20 protein-coding genes are annotated in these 15,423 nt (G+C 54.9%); 5 read left to right on the forward strand and 15 right to left on the reverse strand.

Features of this window, described 5'->3' with window-relative positions:
* Positions 1 to 2: 2 nt before the first annotated feature.
* The 12 genes from DWV57_RS02160 to DWV57_RS02215 form a co-directional block, all read right to left on the reverse strand.
* Complete coding sequence (locus tag DWV57_RS02160) at positions 3 to 1,628, reverse strand: DEAD/DEAH box helicase (protein ID WP_120019790.1); 1,626 nt, start codon at positions 1,626 to 1,628, stop codon at positions 3 to 5.
* A complete protein-coding gene (locus tag DWV57_RS02165; protein WP_120019791.1) occupies positions 1,628 to 2,116 on the reverse strand; it encodes a DUF669 domain-containing protein in 489 nt (162 codons plus the stop codon). The genes DWV57_RS02160 and DWV57_RS02165 overlap by 1 nt, the downstream gene beginning before the upstream one ends.
* 74 nt (positions 2,117 to 2,190) lie before the next feature.
* On the reverse strand, positions 2,191 to 3,276 hold the full coding sequence (locus DWV57_RS02170) for an ATP-binding protein (protein ID WP_120019792.1): 1,086 nt from the start codon (positions 3,274 to 3,276) through the stop codon (positions 2,191 to 2,193).
* The gene (locus DWV57_RS02175; protein WP_120019793.1) at positions 3,277 to 4,605 is read right to left on the reverse strand and encodes an AAA family ATPase; all 1,329 of its coding nucleotides are present in this window, start codon (positions 4,603 to 4,605) and stop codon (positions 3,277 to 3,279) included.
* Complete coding sequence (locus DWV57_RS02180) at positions 4,596 to 5,687, reverse strand: hypothetical protein (RefSeq protein ID WP_120019794.1); 1,092 nt, start codon at positions 5,685 to 5,687, stop codon at positions 4,596 to 4,598. The genes DWV57_RS02175 and DWV57_RS02180 overlap by 10 nt, the downstream gene beginning before the upstream one ends.
* Entirely contained in the window at positions 5,684 to 5,998 is a 315-nt protein-coding gene (locus DWV57_RS02185) for a hypothetical protein (protein WP_120019795.1), read from the reverse strand. Before DWV57_RS02185 ends, DWV57_RS02180 begins: the two co-directional genes overlap by 4 nt.
* Before the next feature lie 54 nt (positions 5,999 to 6,052).
* Positions 6,053 to 6,475, reverse strand: a complete 423-nt coding sequence (locus DWV57_RS02190; protein ID WP_120019796.1) for a hypothetical protein — start codon at positions 6,473 to 6,475, stop codon at positions 6,053 to 6,055.
* A gap of 8 nt (positions 6,476 to 6,483) precedes the next feature.
* Positions 6,484 to 6,744: a hypothetical protein gene (locus tag DWV57_RS02195; RefSeq protein ID WP_120019797.1), complete on the reverse strand. Its 261-nt coding sequence runs from the start codon at positions 6,742 to 6,744 to the stop codon at positions 6,484 to 6,486.
* Positions 6,741 to 6,956, reverse strand: coding sequence for a hypothetical protein (locus DWV57_RS02200; RefSeq protein WP_005946592.1), 216 nt, complete (start codon positions 6,954 to 6,956; stop codon positions 6,741 to 6,743). Before DWV57_RS02200 ends, DWV57_RS02195 begins: the two co-directional genes overlap by 4 nt.
* Positions 6,953 to 7,210, reverse strand: coding sequence for a hypothetical protein (locus DWV57_RS02205; protein ID WP_120019798.1), 258 nt, complete (start codon positions 7,208 to 7,210; stop codon positions 6,953 to 6,955). The genes DWV57_RS02200 and DWV57_RS02205 overlap by 4 nt, the downstream gene beginning before the upstream one ends.
* The gene (locus DWV57_RS02210; RefSeq protein WP_165853644.1) at positions 7,207 to 7,470 is read right to left on the reverse strand and encodes a DUF739 family protein; all 264 of its coding nucleotides are present in this window, start codon (positions 7,468 to 7,470) and stop codon (positions 7,207 to 7,209) included. Before DWV57_RS02210 ends, DWV57_RS02205 begins: the two co-directional genes overlap by 4 nt.
* A gap of 1 nt (position 7,471) precedes the next feature.
* The gene (locus tag DWV57_RS02215; protein WP_120019800.1) at positions 7,472 to 8,140 is read right to left on the reverse strand and encodes a Rha family transcriptional regulator; all 669 of its coding nucleotides are present in this window, start codon (positions 8,138 to 8,140) and stop codon (positions 7,472 to 7,474) included.
* Between the two features lie 70 nt (positions 8,141 to 8,210).
* Here DWV57_RS02215 and DWV57_RS02220 point away from each other — a divergent pair, with 70 nt between their 5' ends.
* Positions 8,211 to 8,489: a hypothetical protein gene (locus DWV57_RS02220; protein WP_120019801.1), complete on the forward strand. Its 279-nt coding sequence runs from the start codon at positions 8,211 to 8,213 to the stop codon at positions 8,487 to 8,489.
* On the opposite strand, the gene DWV57_RS14395 is transcribed toward DWV57_RS02220, so the two are convergent.
* Complete coding sequence (locus DWV57_RS14395; protein ID WP_165853645.1) at positions 8,482 to 8,619, reverse strand: hypothetical protein; 138 nt, start codon at positions 8,617 to 8,619, stop codon at positions 8,482 to 8,484. The genes DWV57_RS02220 and DWV57_RS14395 overlap by 8 nt on opposite strands.
* A 36-nt stretch (positions 8,620 to 8,655) precedes the next feature.
* Positions 8,656 to 8,859, reverse strand: coding sequence for a helix-turn-helix transcriptional regulator (locus DWV57_RS02225; RefSeq protein WP_015564041.1), 204 nt, complete (start codon positions 8,857 to 8,859; stop codon positions 8,656 to 8,658).
* A gap of 147 nt (positions 8,860 to 9,006) precedes the next feature.
* Between DWV57_RS02225 and DWV57_RS02230 the strand changes: the two genes are divergently transcribed.
* From DWV57_RS02230 to DWV57_RS02245, 4 genes are all read left to right on the forward strand, one after another.
* Positions 9,007 to 9,633 carry a S24 family peptidase gene (locus tag DWV57_RS02230; protein ID WP_120019802.1) on the forward strand — a complete coding sequence of 209 codons (627 nt, stop codon included), beginning with the start codon at positions 9,007 to 9,009 and terminating at the stop codon, positions 9,631 to 9,633.
* 11 nt (positions 9,634 to 9,644) lie between these two features.
* A complete protein-coding gene (locus tag DWV57_RS02235) occupies positions 9,645 to 10,379 on the forward strand; it encodes a hypothetical protein (RefSeq protein WP_120019803.1) in 735 nt (244 codons plus the stop codon).
* A gap of 35 nt (positions 10,380 to 10,414) precedes the next feature.
* A complete protein-coding gene (locus DWV57_RS14645; protein ID WP_207666230.1) occupies positions 10,415 to 11,917 on the forward strand; it encodes a GIY-YIG nuclease family protein in 1,503 nt (500 codons plus the stop codon).
* A 158-nt stretch (positions 11,918 to 12,075) separates the two neighbouring features.
* Entirely contained in the window at positions 12,076 to 13,212 is a 1,137-nt protein-coding gene (locus DWV57_RS02245) for a tyrosine-type recombinase/integrase (protein ID WP_120019804.1), read from the forward strand.
* A 206-nt stretch (positions 13,213 to 13,418) separates the two neighbouring features.
* Here the strand turns inward: DWV57_RS02245 and DWV57_RS02250 are convergent, their stop codons facing one another.
* Complete coding sequence (locus DWV57_RS02250) at positions 13,419 to 14,972, reverse strand: recombinase family protein (protein ID WP_120019805.1); 1,554 nt, start codon at positions 14,970 to 14,972, stop codon at positions 13,419 to 13,421.
* Positions 14,973 to 15,423 lie beyond the last annotated feature (451 nt).

A 15,423-nucleotide genomic window follows, 5' to 3' on the forward strand; every position in this document is an offset into this window, starting at 1 on the left:
CGTTACCATCCGAAGTCAATGTCTGATGTGGGCGGCTCCTGTGCAGGAGTGTAAGTCTTTGGGTTCACGCCCTTGGGCACGCCGCGCCAGCCGCCTGCCGCAATGCGGTCGATCATGTGTTTGGCTGCATCGAAGCTCCACGTGCCCACGCTCTGGAAACCGTAACGTTCCAGCACGCGGATCTGCTTGGGTGTGGTCAGCCCTTCGGCACGGCGTTTGTTCAGCCGGTCCAGCAGCAGGGAAGCCTTACCAGCAGATTCTACAGCGTCCGGCAGGATGCCCATTTTTTCAAGAGCAGCAGTCTGTTCCGCGCTGGGCGGGCCTGCTTCCCAGCCAAAGGCCGGCACATATCCGGCAAGGTCTTCAGCCTGAATGCTCATTTCGTACTGCAGCGGGTCCACGAGACGGGCTTTTTTGCGGCGCTGTTCTTCCAGCTGTTTTGCAAGTGCTTCTTCCCGCTGGGCCACCACGTCCTCGCTGGCCTGCACGGCTGCTTCCTCGATGTCCTCCGGGCATCCGGTCTGGGCCAGATTTTCGGTCATCTGCCGGGCCACGGCGCGATCCTCACAGACCAGATCTGCCGGGCGGCAGAGCTCGTGCTTGTCGGTCATCCACAAAAAATCCAGCAAAAGCAGATCGCTCTTGCCCGGGGAGAGCCGGGTGCCGCGCCCTACCATCTGACTGTACAGGCTGCGCACCTTGGTGGGCCGCAGTACCACAACGCAGTCCACGCTGGGGCAGTCCCAGCCCTCGGTGAGCAGCATGGAGTTACACAGCACGTTGTATTTGCCTGCATCGAAATCGGCCAGCACTTCCTTGCGGTCGGTGCTCTGGCCGTTGACCTCGGCGGCACGGAATCCATGGGAGTTCAGCAGGTCGCGGAACTTCTGGCTGGTCTTGATGAGGGGCAGGAATACGACTGTTTTGCGGCCTTTGCAGCGCTGGGCCATCTCGGCGGCGATCTGTTCCAGATAGGGGTCCAGCGCCGTGCCGAGGTCTCCCACGGCGTAGTCCCCGCCGCTCATGGTGACAGAAGAAATGTCCAGCTTCAGGGGGATGGTCTGGGCCATGATCCTGCACAGATAACCCTCCTTGATGGCATCAGTCAGCTTGTACTCAAAGGCAAGGCTGTCGAACACCTCGCCCAGATTACGCATGTCACCGCGATCCGGCGTGGCGGTGACGCCCAGCACCTTGGCACTGCCGAAGTAGTCGAGGATGCGGCGGTAGCCGTCGGTGATGGCGTGGTGCGCTTCGTCGATGATGATAGTGCCAAAGTAATCATGAGGAAAGCGTTCCAGCCGGGCGGTGCGCTGCAGGGTCTGCACGCTGCCCACGACAACGCGGAACCATGTATTCAGACAGGTGGCATCGGCCTTTTCCACCGCGCTGACAAGGCCGGTGGAGCGCTGCAGCTTGTCCGCTGCCTGTTCCAGCAGCTCACCGCGATGGGCCAGAATGAGCACCCGGTCACCGGCGCGCACCTGATCGGCAGCTACCGATGCAAACACGATGGTCTTGCCGGTGCCGGTAGGCAGCACCAACAGGGTGCGGGTGTGGCCGTTCTCCCACTCGGCATGAATGTGGTCGCGGGCCTGCTGCTGGTAGGGTCTCAGTTCCTGCCCCATCAGAATGCCCCCTGCGTCCAGCCCTGAGTGGGTGCGGCCTTGGGTTCCGGCGGCGGCAGGAAGCGCGCCACCTCGTTGCTCTGGCCGGTCTCACCCGCGTGGGGGCCGCTCTGCTTGGTGTACTCGTGGACACCCAGTTTGCAGATGCCTTTGGCACCCACGACCTCGTTCCAGCGGGGGCGGAAGGTCTCGCCGCGCTTGCACTGACCGATGCTCTCAAAGAAAGCGCCCAGCAGGCCCTGCGTTTTGGTGTGGAGATACAGGCGGTGGGTCACGGTAGTGTCGCCCTTGGCCCCGCCGAAGATCTTCAGGGTCAGCTTTGCCATGGAGCAGGGCGGCAGCTTGGCGCTGCCATCAAAGCGGGCACGCTCCATGCCGGTGACTTCGAAGGGGTAATCGCCCTCGGGCAGGAGCACGAACTCCTGCTGTTCGTTGGTAAATTCGTCGTCCCAGCTCAGGGCGCGGTCGGTGGTATTCATGTCGTTCATAAGTAATTACTCCTTTATTATAAAACTCCTTCAGTCACGCTTACACGTGCCAGCTCCCTCCGTGAGGGAGCCTGTTAAAACGGGATATCACGGTTATCCAGCACCATCTGGAACACCTGCGGCCATGCGGCGATCAGACAGCCCTCCACAAAGTCAGCAGGGTAGTCCTTGATGGGCATATCCTCCGGGAAATAGCCCCGTTTGCCCACAACGCCCTGCAGCTCTTCACAGCTGACCTTGTTGGCGCTCATCAGAGCGGCCAGCTTTTCCGGCACGCCCAGACTGAGCAGAACATTTTTCTCGTAGCTTTCCTGCAGCGGTGCGGGCTGCGGCTGAGCCATCGGCTTTGCTTCCTGCTGCGGGCTGGGCAGGATGTCGGCTTCCGGCTGGGAACGCGGCTGCGGTTCCGGTTTCGGTGCCTGTGCAGACATTGCGCCGGGGATGCAGGCGGCAATGCTGGCATAGTCAAAGGGTACTTCCTCCGGCAGGTCAAAGCGGTTTTTGGCATCCCAGCAGGGGTGATGCGCGGTGTACAGTACACGCCTGCCGCCGCTGGCCTTGCTCTTGGCGTTCTTGCCGTCGCCCACCTTTTCCACAACGGTCTTGTAGTTGGCGAACAGCAGCATATCGCACCACTCGCGCAGCAGCGGGGCCACCTGTTTGGAAGTTTTCATGCTCCAGCGGTCGTAGTTGCCCACGGCATCCGGCTGCTCAAATTTGGTAATAGCGGCATGGGCCAGCACCACCACGTTGTGCCCGGCCTGCAGCACCTCTTCCAAAGCGTCCAGCAGCTTGCCGAACTCTTCCTTAACATAGGTGTAGCCCTTGCCGTAGCCGAAATCTTCGATGCCGTTCACCTTGGCTTTGGCACACACGGCCTGAATGCACAGGCGTTCAGCCCAGTCGGCGGTGTCGATGACCAGCGTGCCGCAGGGGATGCTGCCCTTGCGCACCTCGGCCACCTCATCCAGCAGCATGGCCCAGCTGGTGGGCTGGGGCAGGCGCTTGACGTTCAGCCGCTTGGTGCCGCCCTCGGTGTCGATGAAAACAGGATCCGGGAAATGGGATGCAAAGGTGGATTTGCCGATGCCCTCCGGGCCGTACAGCACGGTCTTGACCGGGGAATCCTGCACCCCGGCAGTGACTGCATACTTACTCATTTAGAACGCTCCTTTCGTCCAGCTTTTCTGCTGGGGCTTTTCGGTGACGGGCGGCAGGGAAGTTTCGGCATCCTTCACCATGCCGTCCTCAATGATGATCTGGCATTCACTGCCAGTGGAGACCCGGGTGGCAATGGCCTGCAGGTGTTCTGCTTCCAGCCATGCGGAAAACTCCTGCAGGGTGGTCATGTCCATCTGTTCCAGCTTGTCCAGCAGCACAAAACCGCAGTCCGGGTTCAGGCGGCGGACGATGGCAGCGGCCACCCGCAGCTGGTCGCTGCCGGACATGTCCCGCCAGTGCTTACCGTTATAAGTAAGGGCACCGTCCTCTACGCCAAGGCCCGGCAGGGGCAGGTCGGCACCGTTCAGCAGGGCCATACGGTCGGCACGCTTCTGCGTGATGGCTTCGGTCAGGCGCTTATATTCACTGTCATACTGGGCGGCTTCGTCCTCGGCGCGGGATTTTTCGAGGTTGGCGCGGACTTTGCGGTTGGTCTCTTCGATGTCCCGGATGGACGCTTCCAGTTCGGCGGTGGATTCGTCCTGAAGCTGGGCGACGGTCTTTTGAGCGGTTTTCCGCTGATTGAACAGACGGGTGTGCTTGGCGTCGAGCTCCTGATACTGTTGTTCCAGCTCGGCAATGCGTTCACGGGTGCGTTTCAGTTCGGCCACACACTGCTGCTCCTGACGCTCAAGCTCTGTGTACTGTGCCCGCAGACGCTGATTCTCGCCGTTGCGGGCCAGAATTTCCTGCTGCTGGCGGATGAGGTCGGAGGCGCTGACCGGCTCCTCCGGGGCATCCGGGTAGGAGATCAGCTCTTCGGCAAAGTGCTTTTTCTGCGCGGCCAGCTGGCCGGTGAAGGTGCGCTTGTCGTACAGGGCTTTGATCTCCATGTCACGGGTGTGCAGCTCGGTGCCGATGCCGATGATCCGCAGCAGGATGTCGGCTTTCTCCTTGTCGGATGCTTCCATGAAGCGGGGCAGATCCAGCGCCAGCGGCTCCACAAAGGCGTTCAGCAACTGCTGCCCGCTGCGCCGCCCGGTGGGGTCAGTGACGGTCAGACTGGCATTCTTGCCCTTGCGTTCCACCACCACACCGTTGGAAAGCTTGACCTTCAGATGCGCCGGAGCCACTGCGCCGTCCCGCTGGGCAGCGTCCGGGCGGAAACGGTCGCCGCCGAGGGCCCATGCCAGAGCGTCCAGCACGCTGGTCTTGCCCTGATTGTTGTTGCCGCCCACGATGGTCAGGCCAGTGGGCGACGGCGTGAGTGCAACGGCCTTGATGCGTTTGACGTTTTCGGCCTCTAAGGCCATGATCTTTACAGACATGCGGATACCTCCCCTTGAGCGGATGCGAGTGTGTGAACGAACTGGTTGATCGCGGTCTCCCGCTGGTCGTTCGGCAGTTTGCGGAACTGCATTTTGGCGGACTGAACGATGCTTGTGATGGAGCGCCCGGCCAGAATGATGCTGTCGTAGGCATCGCGGGCATCCTGTTCCTGCTGTGCCTTATAGTCCGCAGTCATTCCGGCCGCAATCTCGTAAGCTTTTTCGCCTGCCCGCCGGTCTACCTCTTCCTCATCCACCACGGCGGCGATGGGCTGCTTTTTCAGGGCCGCATTTTCTTCCTGAAGCTTGTCGGCCCGGAGCTTGGCCGCTTCGGCCACCTGCCGGGAGCCGGAAAGCTGGCCCTCGGCGTTCTTGGCCCGGGCTTCGGCCTTGTCGCGTTCCGCTTCGGCTTTCTGGCGCTGGAGGTTGGCCGCAATGCGGCTCTCGTCTGCATCGTGGTAGCTCTGCTGGAGCTTGGCGTTCTGCTCTTTCAGGCCGCTGATGTCGGCAAGGGCGGATTCATAGCGGCTTTCTGCTTCTTCCCGCCTTTCCGCGTCCTTAGAGGTCTGGGCTTCGGCGCTTTTTACCAGCTCCTTGAAATAGGCATTTTCCTTGCGGGCGTTCTGAGCGGACTTCTCGGCGGCGTCGGCGCGGTCTTTCTCGGCTTTGAGTTGGGCCAGCAGCTCCTGCACCCGCTGGCTGTCTCCGGCGGCTGCGGTGAGCTGTTCAGCGCAGCCGGAGCGGGCGATCAGGTTCAGGTCTTTGCGGGAGATGGACGGCAGTAATTTTAAATCCGCAACTGTTGCGGATTTAAAAGCATCTCCGTTCTGGGTCATGGTTCGGGCGCTGCCCTCGCTCATGCCCTTGCTCTCATACCACTTTGTCCATGTGCCGCCGCCATAGCGGCCAGCCTTGGCCGTCAGGGCGTGCATTTTGGCAACGTAGATGCAGGAAATGAGGTATTCATCCTGTGCGATGCCGTAGTGCAGATCGAACTGCTGATCGGTCTCCACGGCCTGTTCGGACAGGTCGCCCAGAGCGGAAAAGTCAAAGGCATGGGCTGCGGCAAGTTCTTCGCTCATACCCTCACCTCCGTGTCCTTGAGGCGGTCCAGCATCTCGGCCTGCAGGGCCTTGTTCAGGGGCTGGATGTTGTTGCTTTTCCAGCCGTAGCAGAGGATGGGTCCGTAAAGCTGACGGCCCCGGTACGTCCGATTCAGCAGGCTGGCGGGCTGGATGGGGCCATCGTACCGGCCCACGAACAGCACCGCCGGGGTGCGGGGCAGTACGATCATCTCACTGCGGGTGCCCAGCCGGTTCTCAATGGCCCACAGGCTGTCCGGCAGGGTGGTGACTACCGGCTCTTTGCCCGGTTCGATCAAAATTCCTTTCATTGTAAAACCTCCGATTTTGTGATATCATCGGGGTGATGAAGTCGTTCAAACTCATCATCCCTTGCAGCTCGTCGGTGTTGGCGCACCGGCGGGCTTTTTTCGTATAGTGCGTACCGGCGGCAGGCTGTCCACCTCGCTGCGGTCGATACGTTCCCGCGCAAATGTGTATTTGTAAGTTCGATGGCTGCCGCTGAGCCCATGGCTGACGGCAGACGCAAAGCTGTTCGCGCTCTTGTAGCCCAGCCGCCGGGCACACATCTCGGACGTGCCGGATGCCAGCAGATCGCCGGTCTTTGCGTCCCAGACGGTGTACCACATGACGCGGGCAGGTTTTTCATTATGCGCCCTGTAATCCCTGCAATATTGGTTGTGGCGCTCTCTGCGGCAGGAAGCGCAAAAGCGCAGGTTGCCAGCAACATTTTCCATCACCTTGCCGCAGTCCCAACAAACGCGGGTAAAGTGCTTTCCTTTATTCATGGGTGGTGTCAGCCCGCCTTCCTACCGCTCTTCACGGTGTTGCGGGGCTGCTGGTGCACCTTGCGGCGGCGTTTCTCACGTGCTTCGGCGGCAAAGCCCAGACGGGCAAAGAATACCGCCAGCAGGATCAGCACCATGGCCGTGATGAACGTGCCGTCCGAGACGGTGCCGCCGGTCTGGAAGCTGCCCTCCAGCCCCATGCCGTACAGCAGGCCCACAGCCCCGCTGGCCACGGCCAGCCAGTACCATACGCCGGATTTGATCTTCATTGGTGGGTTTCCTCCATTCTGTCCATAAGATCGGCGGCGGCTGTCATGATGTTGATGATTGTCTCTGCTGGGTCTTTGCTGTCCATACAGATTCCCGCGACCAATGCGGTGCAAAGAGCCGCTTGTTCCATCTGTGTGCCGCAGGCGTAAATTTTGGGGTTGCCATCCGATCCCAGCTGGATTTTCAACTGAGCGTTCGGGTTGATTTTCATGCTCCTACCTCCTGATAGTCAGTTGCGGGGCCGCAGCTGTCCAATGTCCATCCAATGACCGGGTGCCATTCGCCATCTGCAAAAATCTGCAGGCCGGTGTGGTTTTCGTCCTTGACCTGCCCGCCCAGCTGATAGCAGCCGGATGCCCGGCTTCCATCCCAGCGGAACCACTTGTTCCAGAACGTCGGTGCCACGTACGCGCATCCGTTGGGCGCGTCGGCCCGCTCGGATGCAAGGGTGTAAGGTTTGCTCATGCGGATTCTCCTTTCTCAACAGTAGGGAAGAACAGCTCCCCGATTTCATCCTGCGGGATATCAAGCGTCTTGCAAATTTCTGCGATCTCAGTGCTTGTCCAAGGCTGCTTCCCGTTCATCCGCTTGCTCATTGTGTCAGTTCCGATGCCGATTGCATTTGCAATCTCCTGATCCCGGAACCCGCAGCTGTGGAACCGGCCCCGCAGCTTCCAGTACGGAATCTGCCGGAAGGTGCCGCGAATGGTTGATGTGTTCAACATTTTATTCCTCCTTCTTGGCGGTCGGCAGCCCATCCAGCAGGCTGTCCATCAGGGCGGCGTAGAACGGGTAGCCTTTGGCAACGATGGTCAGGCTGTCAATGGCGCTGGTGAGGTAGCTCTGGGAGCCGCGCACCACGTTCTCCATGGTGCGCACCGTGTCGCAATGCTGGCCGTAAATGGCCTTGAACTCGCCGCACAGGGCCTTGACCTGCATGTACTTGGCCTTGCTGTCCTCGCGGTTCTTGCGGCACTCGTCCAGAAAAGCGGTGTTCTCGTCCAGTTTCTTCCGGGCTTCGATCACCCGGTCGATGGCGCTCTGAATGTTGGCATCCTGCACGGCCTGCTGCTCTTTGTGCTGCGCGGCCAGCTGCTTTTCCATCTGGTTGAAGGCCTCGATGTACTTGAGCTTCCACTGCACGGCTTCCTTGCCGGTAAAGCCCATGGCCAGCAGGGAAAAGCCGTCACGGTTCATCAGGTACATGGGGTACTTCTTGCCAGTGCCTGCGGTGTACTCGCTCTGGTAGAACATCTGGGTCACGGCGCAATTTTGCGCTGTGATACTCTTGATGGCGCGGAGTACGTCTTTGTGCTCTTTGCCGAAGCGCTTGGCGACGTCCCGGCTGGATGCTACCGGTTCGCCGTTCTGGGTGGATAAGATGATGTCGGTCATGGTGAAGATATACCTCCTTGTTGGTGGCTCCCTTCTGCGGTAGAATAGAGGGCAGAAGGGAGATGAGAAAATGTCGGAACTGGAAGATGCGATCCGCGATGCAGGCAAGGTGATTCTTGGCGGCAATGTCAATGCAGCTAAAACTGTGGCAGCATCTCAAGGCTCGAAACGCATCGTGGAAAATGCACAGGTGCGATCGTCTGAAGATCTGCACAAGTATGTGGAACGATACGAAGCCGACCAGAAAGAACAGGCGAAAGAAAACCGAGTGAACCGCTGGCTCACTGTTGCGTCACTGCTGATCGCTTTTGTCTCTATGGTCGCGGCCATCATCGCGATTGTCAGATGAAATCCCGAACGATTCGGATAATCAGAGCGACGAGGGTGACAAGCTGCATACAAATCGTAGCAATCAGAATCTTGGTTGTCGTCCTGGGAGTCCAGTCGTGCTTGCGGCTGGACTTTTTGTTGTTGTCCATGTGGTTCACCTCCTTTGAAATTACGTAAACGTAAGTTTACGCGAAAAAAATAGCATCGGTCTCCTGCGGAGTAAGATGCAGTGCGGCCCGGAACAACTGAATCTCATTTCGGGTGAAGTCGGACTGACCACCCATTTTACGGGACAGAGTTGCCGGATTGATGCCCATAATCTGGGCGGCGTCTTGAGTTCTTATGCCATGCTCGATACATTTGGCACGAAATAAATCGCGGTTGAACATTTGCTCACCTCCTTTGCGCAAGAACAGTATAACTCTTGCGTATACGTAAGTCAATACGAAAATGCAAGTTTTCTTTGGGAAATTGCAAAAACACATTGCAAAAACGCAATACAATGATATAATAAAGGCAGAAAGGAGCGTCAGATCATGGGGAATTATTTAGCTGACCGCCGAAAAGCTCTTGGGTTAACGCAAAAGGAAATCGCAGAGATGGTAGACGTTTCGGAAGCAACAGTCTCCCGCTGGGAAAGCGGTGAAATTGCTAATATGCGGCGTGACCGCATTGCAGCTTACGCGAAGGCACTAAAAACCACCCCAAGCTTTATTATGACAGGGGATAGTGTTGATAAAGAACTTCCAGCTGAAGCTACGCCATTTAATGCCCAGAACGTTGCCCCTCTGTTGGGCGCTGTCCGTGCAGGGATGCCAATGTATGCCGAGGAAAACATAGAGGATTACATTCCCATCCGGCAGACCGATGGTGCAAAGTATTTCTGGTTGAACATTCGCGGGGACAGCATGAATGCTGCCGGCATGGATGAAGGCGACCAGATCCTTGTACGTGAACAGCCGGAAGTGGAAAACGGCCAGCTGGCTGTGGTGATGGTCAACGGCAACGAAGCGACTGTAAAATACTTTCGGCGGGAAGGTGATCTCGTGATCCTGACCCCGAAGAGCTTTAATCCGATGCATCAAACGCAGATTTACGATTTGAAGAGGGTGCCTGTGCGGATTGCAGGATTGGTTGTGGAGTGCCGGAAGGTGTTCCGATAAAGGATGATACTATGGGATTTCTGAATTGGATGAAAAAAGCCACAAAGGTTATTGGAAAGATGGCAGAAGAAGCTGCCGAAGAACCGCTTGAAGAGAAAAGCAGTGCAAAGTGCTCTCAAGTTCCAAATCCTAACCACGACCCGTATCTTGAGAAATGGAATAACCGGAAGCCATCAAGAATTATAAATCTTGAAATGCCGGAGCTGACCTTCCAGACTCGATATGATTTTTCAAAAGTTCGTGGCTTTGACTTTGGAATGGAGAATAACCGGATTTCTATCTTTATCGATGGGAAAAATCAAAAAATTGCAAAAGAAGATATTTTGAAGCTAAACGCTTTTCTCTCACAAGGCTACAAAAAAGAAACAGATGTTCCGGAATTTCATATCGAAGCAGATAGTATTCGCTTTGAACCTTCTGAACGTGGGGGCGATGACTACACCCGATTATTTATGATGCCGCCAACTCCTACAGGGAAGAAGCCAAAGTATCCATTGAAAATGAGCTTTTGCTTAATGTCTCACGATGAACAGTGGAAGGTATCAAGCGGGAAAGGCAAGGAAATTTTTGGGCATATTTATTATTTGCAGGACGGTAATGTTGGTAAGGCAGAAGTGATTTGCTGGAAGCATCAGGGAAAGAAATCGTCTTACTTTGTATTTCATATTCGCCGCAGTTCCAATGAATTGCTTTTGTCTAAAATTGAAAAGCATATCAATTGCTTCAGCGAGTGTACTTGCACATAAGGACAAAGAAGGTGTAAACGAGGAGGAATTGTAAAATGCCAAAATGTAACCGATGCGGCCGGAAAGGCTTTTTTCTGAAGCTGACCAATGGCCTGTGTGCGAACTGTGCATCTACTGTCCGCATGGAACAGGAGCAGGCAGAACTGCAAGATAAGCTGGATAAGCTAAATGCGCAGCTGTCTGACCAGCAGGCTTTGTTTGACAAAATCTCTGCGGAAGCTCGTGCAGATGGAACGGCAAAGGCCAGAACGGAAAATGCAGAGCTGACAACCACGAAACTTCAACTTGAAGAGTGGATTCTTCAAAGTAAAAATCATCTTGACGAGCTCGCCAAGAAAGAAGAAAAGAGTCGCAAGAGTGCTGAAAACGCAGAGCAGAAGGTGCGTCGCAGCAAGGAACTGATCAAGGCAATCCAGCACGCAAGTGAAGTCTTTGGTACTGAGGACGAGCTGTCGTCTGTGGATGACCTGCTGAAGGATGCAGACTCCCTGATGCAGCCTACTGTGACCCTCACGCTCCAGTGTCTGGATATGAAGGAACTGCGGAAGCGGTATAGAGAAAACGAAAAGAGTATTCAGGCGACCTTTGAAAAATACAAGGATCGTTATACAACAAAAGCTAACATCACGATCTACCGACTGATGGTCATTGCGTTGTCGGCAGAGTTGCAGAATGTGCTGAATAATATCAGTTTTGGCAAACTGGATGATGCACTGAACGATATCAAAACGATCACTAACAAATATTATGTGATCGCAGCGGATGGCAACCAGAGTATTGCTCCCACTGTCAAGAAGTTTATTGGTGAGCTGGATTATTATTTTCAGGAAGCCGTTAAAATCGAGTATGAATACTATGTTCAGAAAGAGCGCGCCCGTGAGGAGCAGCGTGCTATCCGTGAACAGATGCGGCAGGAAGCGGAAGAGCGCCGCGAGTTGGAGCGCCAGCGCAAACAGATCGAGAAGGAAGAAAGCAAGTATCACGACCAGATCAGTCAGCTGACAGAGCAGATGCAGTCTGCGGATGATGAAAAGACGAAGCTCTTGCAGGCACGTATCGAGGAGCTGCAGCGCCAGTTGGGTGCAGTGGCAGAGCAGCGTGATAAAATCGTCCAGCTGCAAAATGGCAAGGCCGGCAATGTGTATGTTATCAGCAACATCGGTTCGTTTGGAGAGAACGTGTTCAAAATCGGCATGACCCGCCGTTTGGAGCCTATGGACCGTGTGAACGAACTGGGCAGCGCAAGCGTGCCGTTCCCGTTTGATGTTCATTCGATGATCTTCTCGGATGATGCAGTCAGTCTGGAAACTAAGCTGCACCACATCCTGAACGATCAGCGCGTGAACAAGGTCAACCTGCGCAAGGAGTTCTTCCGTGTCTCGCTGGATGATCTTGAAAAGCTGGTGGGTGAAATCGCACCGACAGCCGAGTTTAAACGCACTGTTCTGGCAGAACAGTACCGCCAGAGCCTTTCTATCACGCACGTGTCGGAGAACCCGGAAGCGGCAGATGATGAAGAGGAAGAAATGACCGAATAAAAAAAGAAAACCTCCTCCGGCGTTACCAGCACCGAAGGAGGTTCCTGAACCGCTTGACCGAAGGTAAAACAGTTCTATACAGGATTGCGACCCCTGCATAGTAATGATACCACCTCCGGGCAGGCTTGTCAAAGTGTACCCTTTTGGAGGTGAAAACAATGAAAAAGAGAACGAACACGGCATTTTGGGTCGAGAAGGAAAAGCGTTGGTGCATTGCGGTGCAGAAGAACGGCACCCGCAAGCGCTTTTACAGCAGTACGCCGGGCCGAACAGGACAACGGGAAGCAAACGCAAAAGCGGATGCATGGCTTGACGACAGCATCCGGGACGGCAAGAAGAAGGTAGCTGCCCTCTATGCCCAGTGGGTAGAAGAACTGAAGCTCACCTGCGGCACATCCTATGTTGAGCAGTGCAAGAAATACGGAGATTACTATATTCTGCCTGTCTGTGGGGACATCCGCATTGACGAGCTGACCGAAGGCGATCTGCAAAAGGCCATCAATATGTCTTTCAAAAAGCGATGCCTTAAAAAGGAGCGTCAGCGTAGGTCAAGCGACAAGCCTTTGAGCCGCAAGACCATTATGACGATCCGCTCAACGGAGATCAGCTTTTTGAAATGGTGCCGCCGGAACAGGTACAGTACGATGTTCCCTGAGCTGTCTATCCCGAAGAATGCCCGCATGGGGAAGAAAAAGATTTTACAGCCGACCGCTTTGAAAGTTCTGTTTGATGTGGACACTCGCCTTTACTATGGCAAGCTGGTCTTTGACGAGTATATCTATGCCTACCGGTTTGCAGTTGCTACAGGTGTACGCCCGGGTGAACTTGTGGGGCTCTGGTATGGTGACATCAAAGGGAACACGGTCAATCTGCGCCGCAGCATCAACCGGTTGGATGAGGAAACCACCGGCAAGAACGAAAACGCCATTCGCTCATTTGACATGGGCGAGGAAGCCCATGAGGCCTACGAAGCGCAGGTGGCCTTGCTGAAGGCTTCCGATATCCCGCTGAACTATACCACCCCTTTGTTCCAGATCCCGAACCAGAGAGCTTTATTCAAGCGCTGGAAGAAGTACCAGAGTGACAATGGCATTGAGCCTCAGGTCACGCTGTATGAGATGCGGCACACTTTCGTCAGCATTGAATCCGGCGTATTGACCGACAGCCAGCTGAAAATGCTGGTCGGTCACAGCAAGAACATGGACACTGCCGGAGTGTATCGGCACGAGCTTGACGGTCAGAGGGAAGATCTTGCTGCCGCTACCACCGCGGCATTCAAAAAGGCACAGGCCTGACTCTGGTAACAGTTTTGGTAACACTCTTTTTTGTAAACGTAGCAAAATACATGGGCTACAAACCAACCCCACTACCTTTTTAGCAAGTGCTTAGACGCGTTGCAGATATGTTTTTGACATCACTCAATCATTTTTTGTTGTTCGACCCCCACTACCCGCATAAGAGAAAAAGCGCGATGAGTTCTCAGAATTCATCGCGCTTTCTTTTATATAATAAATAGTGTTGTTCGAGGTCTCCTCCCTCGCACAAAAAGAAAAACCAGTACACAATGTGTACTGGTTTTTGGTGCAGGAATGCAATCCAAATCCGAACCATTTCCCTCGGATGCAACTTCTGACGCTTCTCCAAAGGTGACGGTCTGTGTCCCTTCTTTATAGTTGAAGGTAATGAGAACCTTATCATCATACAGGTAAATCGCATTGATGAACGTATCCACCAATGCCTGCCGCTGGTCTTTCAGGCTCATGTCCAGCTTGCGGAACCGCAGCAACCAGAAGCGGATAAATTCCTCTTTGATCTTGGGTTTTGCCAGCTTTTCTTCCGCAATGCGGGCTTCAAGCTCACGCTTGGTTTCTTCGAGCTGCTCCAGCCGCTCCTTGGTGGAACTGGTAAGGATTCCGGCCTGAATCGCATTGAGCATATTCTGGATACCCGATTCTGCATCCCGGAGCTGCTTCTCATAGAGGGGAAGATTAGTGTTCTCCCGGTCTTGCAGCTCCATGACCTTGGCGATGATGGATTCCATGGCGGCATCATCCCGGACAAGTTGCATGGTCTGATTGACCACCAGATCTTCCAGCCACTGTTTGCGGACGGTTTTCTTCTTACAGCCCTTCTTCTTTTTGGCGGTGGCACATTTATAATAGCGGTGGACTTCTCCCGTCCGGCTCGTTCCGCTTTCACCAAACATCAGTGCACCGCAGTAACCGCAGTACAGCTTGGTGGTCAGCAGGTAATCCTCCTCTGCCTTTCTCCGGGCAGGGGCTTTCTTGTTCTTGGCAATCTTTTCCTGCACATCATCGAACAGTTCCAGCGGCACGATGGGCGGAATCGCATCTGGCACAACCACATCCCGGAACTTCAGTTCTCCGATGTACCGCCGGTTCTTGAGCATATGTTCGACGCTGTTATAAGTAAACGCACCACCCACCGGGTTCTTAATGCCGTTTTCATTCAGCCAGTCCCGGATCTCCTTCATGGTGGAGCCTTCATCGTACTTCTTGAACGATTCCAGCACAAAAGGCGAGGTGAGAGGGTCAATGTGGAACTTCCGCTCGGGATCCAGCGTGTAGCCAAAAGTTCCACGTCCACCGTTGCAGCGGCCTTTCAGGATGTTCTCGGTCTGTCCACGCACGACCTTCTCGGCAAGGTCTGCCGAATAATACTCGGCATAACCTTCCAGCACCGATTCCAGAATGATGCCCTCCGGCCCCTCGGAGATGATCTCGGTGGCAGACATGAGCTTGACACCATTCTTCTTCAGCTGGGTCTTGTACCGGGCACTATCATAACGGTTTCGGGCAAAGCGGTCCAGTTTCCAGACCAGCACAATGTCGAACAGCTTCTTGTCACTGTCCTTGATCATCTGCTGGAACTCCGGGCGGTTGTCCGTCTTGGCAGAGATAGCACGGTCAATGTAGTGCTTGACGATGGTGATGCCGTTCTTTTCCGCATAGGCTGTGCATTCACGAATCTGGCCTTCAATGGATTCTTCGCGCTGGTTATCCGATGAATAGCGGGCATAGATTACGGCGGTCATGGCAGGCACCTCACTTTACACATCATTGAACGGTGGAACGTTCTTTAAAAGCAGCTTTCGTATAATGTATATACCACAACTTAGGTGAGATTGCAAGGGGAAATTTGAGCAATTGTTTTGCTGAAAGCATAGGTAAGATTTCGTCTGCCCTTAATATCCAAAATCACAGGTGTGGTGGTGCTCATGATGAGCACCACCACTTCAGTAAAAGAAAGTGTTCAAAAAAATTTTGCGTCTTAACAATTCGGAAACATTTGTTGAAAATGAGTTTTGAGCGCAGCGGTAGAGGGCAAGAACCGTCCCGTGGCCACAAATTTTCAATTCTTGAAAATCTTGTGCTCCATCGGGACTTCACTTCTCAAACTCTAGCGAGTTTTGATGTGATCTTGTTGGGGCGTGCCTGCCCCAAACCCTGCTTAGAACGGACGAGGAGGAATTGTGTCAAATTGAC

The organism is Faecalibacterium sp. AF10-46, from assembly GCF_003604105.1.
Taxonomy (GTDB): domain Bacteria; phylum Bacillota; class Clostridia; order Oscillospirales; family Ruminococcaceae; genus Faecalibacterium; species Faecalibacterium taiwanense.

Excerpts from the sequence above, each read along its gene's own strand:
- DWV57_RS02220 (WP_120019801.1), top strand. The coding sequence starts at position 8,211 with ATGTCGGAACTGGAAGATGCGATCCGCGATGCAGGCAAGGTGATTCTT.
- DWV57_RS02200 (WP_005946592.1), bottom strand. The coding sequence starts at position 6,956 with ATGAAAATCAACCCGAACGCTCAGTTGAAAATCCAGCTGGGATCGGAT.
- DWV57_RS14645 (WP_207666230.1), top strand. The coding sequence starts at position 10,415 with ATGCCAAAATGTAACCGATGCGGCCGGAAAGGCTTTTTTCTGAAGCTG.
- DWV57_RS02235 (WP_120019803.1), top strand. The coding sequence starts at position 9,645 with ATGGGATTTCTGAATTGGATGAAAAAAGCCACAAAGGTTATTGGAAAG.
- DWV57_RS02215 (WP_120019800.1), bottom strand. The coding sequence starts at position 8,140 with ATGACCGACATCATCTTATCCACCCAGAACGGCGAACCGGTAGCATCC.
- DWV57_RS02250 (WP_120019805.1), bottom strand. The coding sequence starts at position 14,972 with ATGACCGCCGTAATCTATGCCCGCTATTCATCGGATAACCAGCGCGAA.
- DWV57_RS02245 (WP_120019804.1), top strand. The coding sequence starts at position 12,076 with ATGAAAAAGAGAACGAACACGGCATTTTGGGTCGAGAAGGAAAAGCGT.
- DWV57_RS02185 (WP_120019795.1), bottom strand. The coding sequence starts at position 5,998 with ATGAAAGGAATTTTGATCGAACCGGGCAAAGAGCCGGTAGTCACCACC.
- DWV57_RS02225 (WP_015564041.1), bottom strand. The coding sequence starts at position 8,859 with ATGTTCAACCGCGATTTATTTCGTGCCAAATGTATCGAGCATGGCATA.
- DWV57_RS02210 (WP_165853644.1), bottom strand. The coding sequence starts at position 7,470 with ATGTTGAACACATCAACCATTCGCGGCACCTTCCGGCAGATTCCGTAC.
- DWV57_RS02180 (WP_120019794.1), bottom strand. The coding sequence starts at position 5,687 with ATGAGCGAAGAACTTGCCGCAGCCCATGCCTTTGACTTTTCCGCTCTG.
- DWV57_RS02165 (WP_120019791.1), bottom strand. The coding sequence starts at position 2,116 with ATGAACGACATGAATACCACCGACCGCGCCCTGAGCTGGGACGACGAA.
- DWV57_RS02175 (WP_120019793.1), bottom strand. The coding sequence starts at position 4,605 with ATGTCTGTAAAGATCATGGCCTTAGAGGCCGAAAACGTCAAACGCATC.
- DWV57_RS02205 (WP_120019798.1), bottom strand. The coding sequence starts at position 7,210 with ATGAGCAAACCTTACACCCTTGCATCCGAGCGGGCCGACGCGCCCAAC.
- DWV57_RS02160 (WP_120019790.1), bottom strand. The coding sequence starts at position 1,628 with ATGGGGCAGGAACTGAGACCCTACCAGCAGCAGGCCCGCGACCACATT.
- DWV57_RS14395 (WP_165853645.1), bottom strand. The coding sequence starts at position 8,619 with ATGGACAACAACAAAAAGTCCAGCCGCAAGCACGACTGGACTCCCAGG.
- DWV57_RS02195 (WP_120019797.1), bottom strand. The coding sequence starts at position 6,744 with ATGAAGATCAAATCCGGCGTATGGTACTGGCTGGCCGTGGCCAGCGGG.
- DWV57_RS02230 (WP_120019802.1), top strand. The coding sequence starts at position 9,007 with ATGGGGAATTATTTAGCTGACCGCCGAAAAGCTCTTGGGTTAACGCAA.
- DWV57_RS02170 (WP_120019792.1), bottom strand. The coding sequence starts at position 3,276 with ATGAGTAAGTATGCAGTCACTGCCGGGGTGCAGGATTCCCCGGTCAAG.
- DWV57_RS02190 (WP_120019796.1), bottom strand. The coding sequence starts at position 6,475 with ATGAATAAAGGAAAGCACTTTACCCGCGTTTGTTGGGACTGCGGCAAG.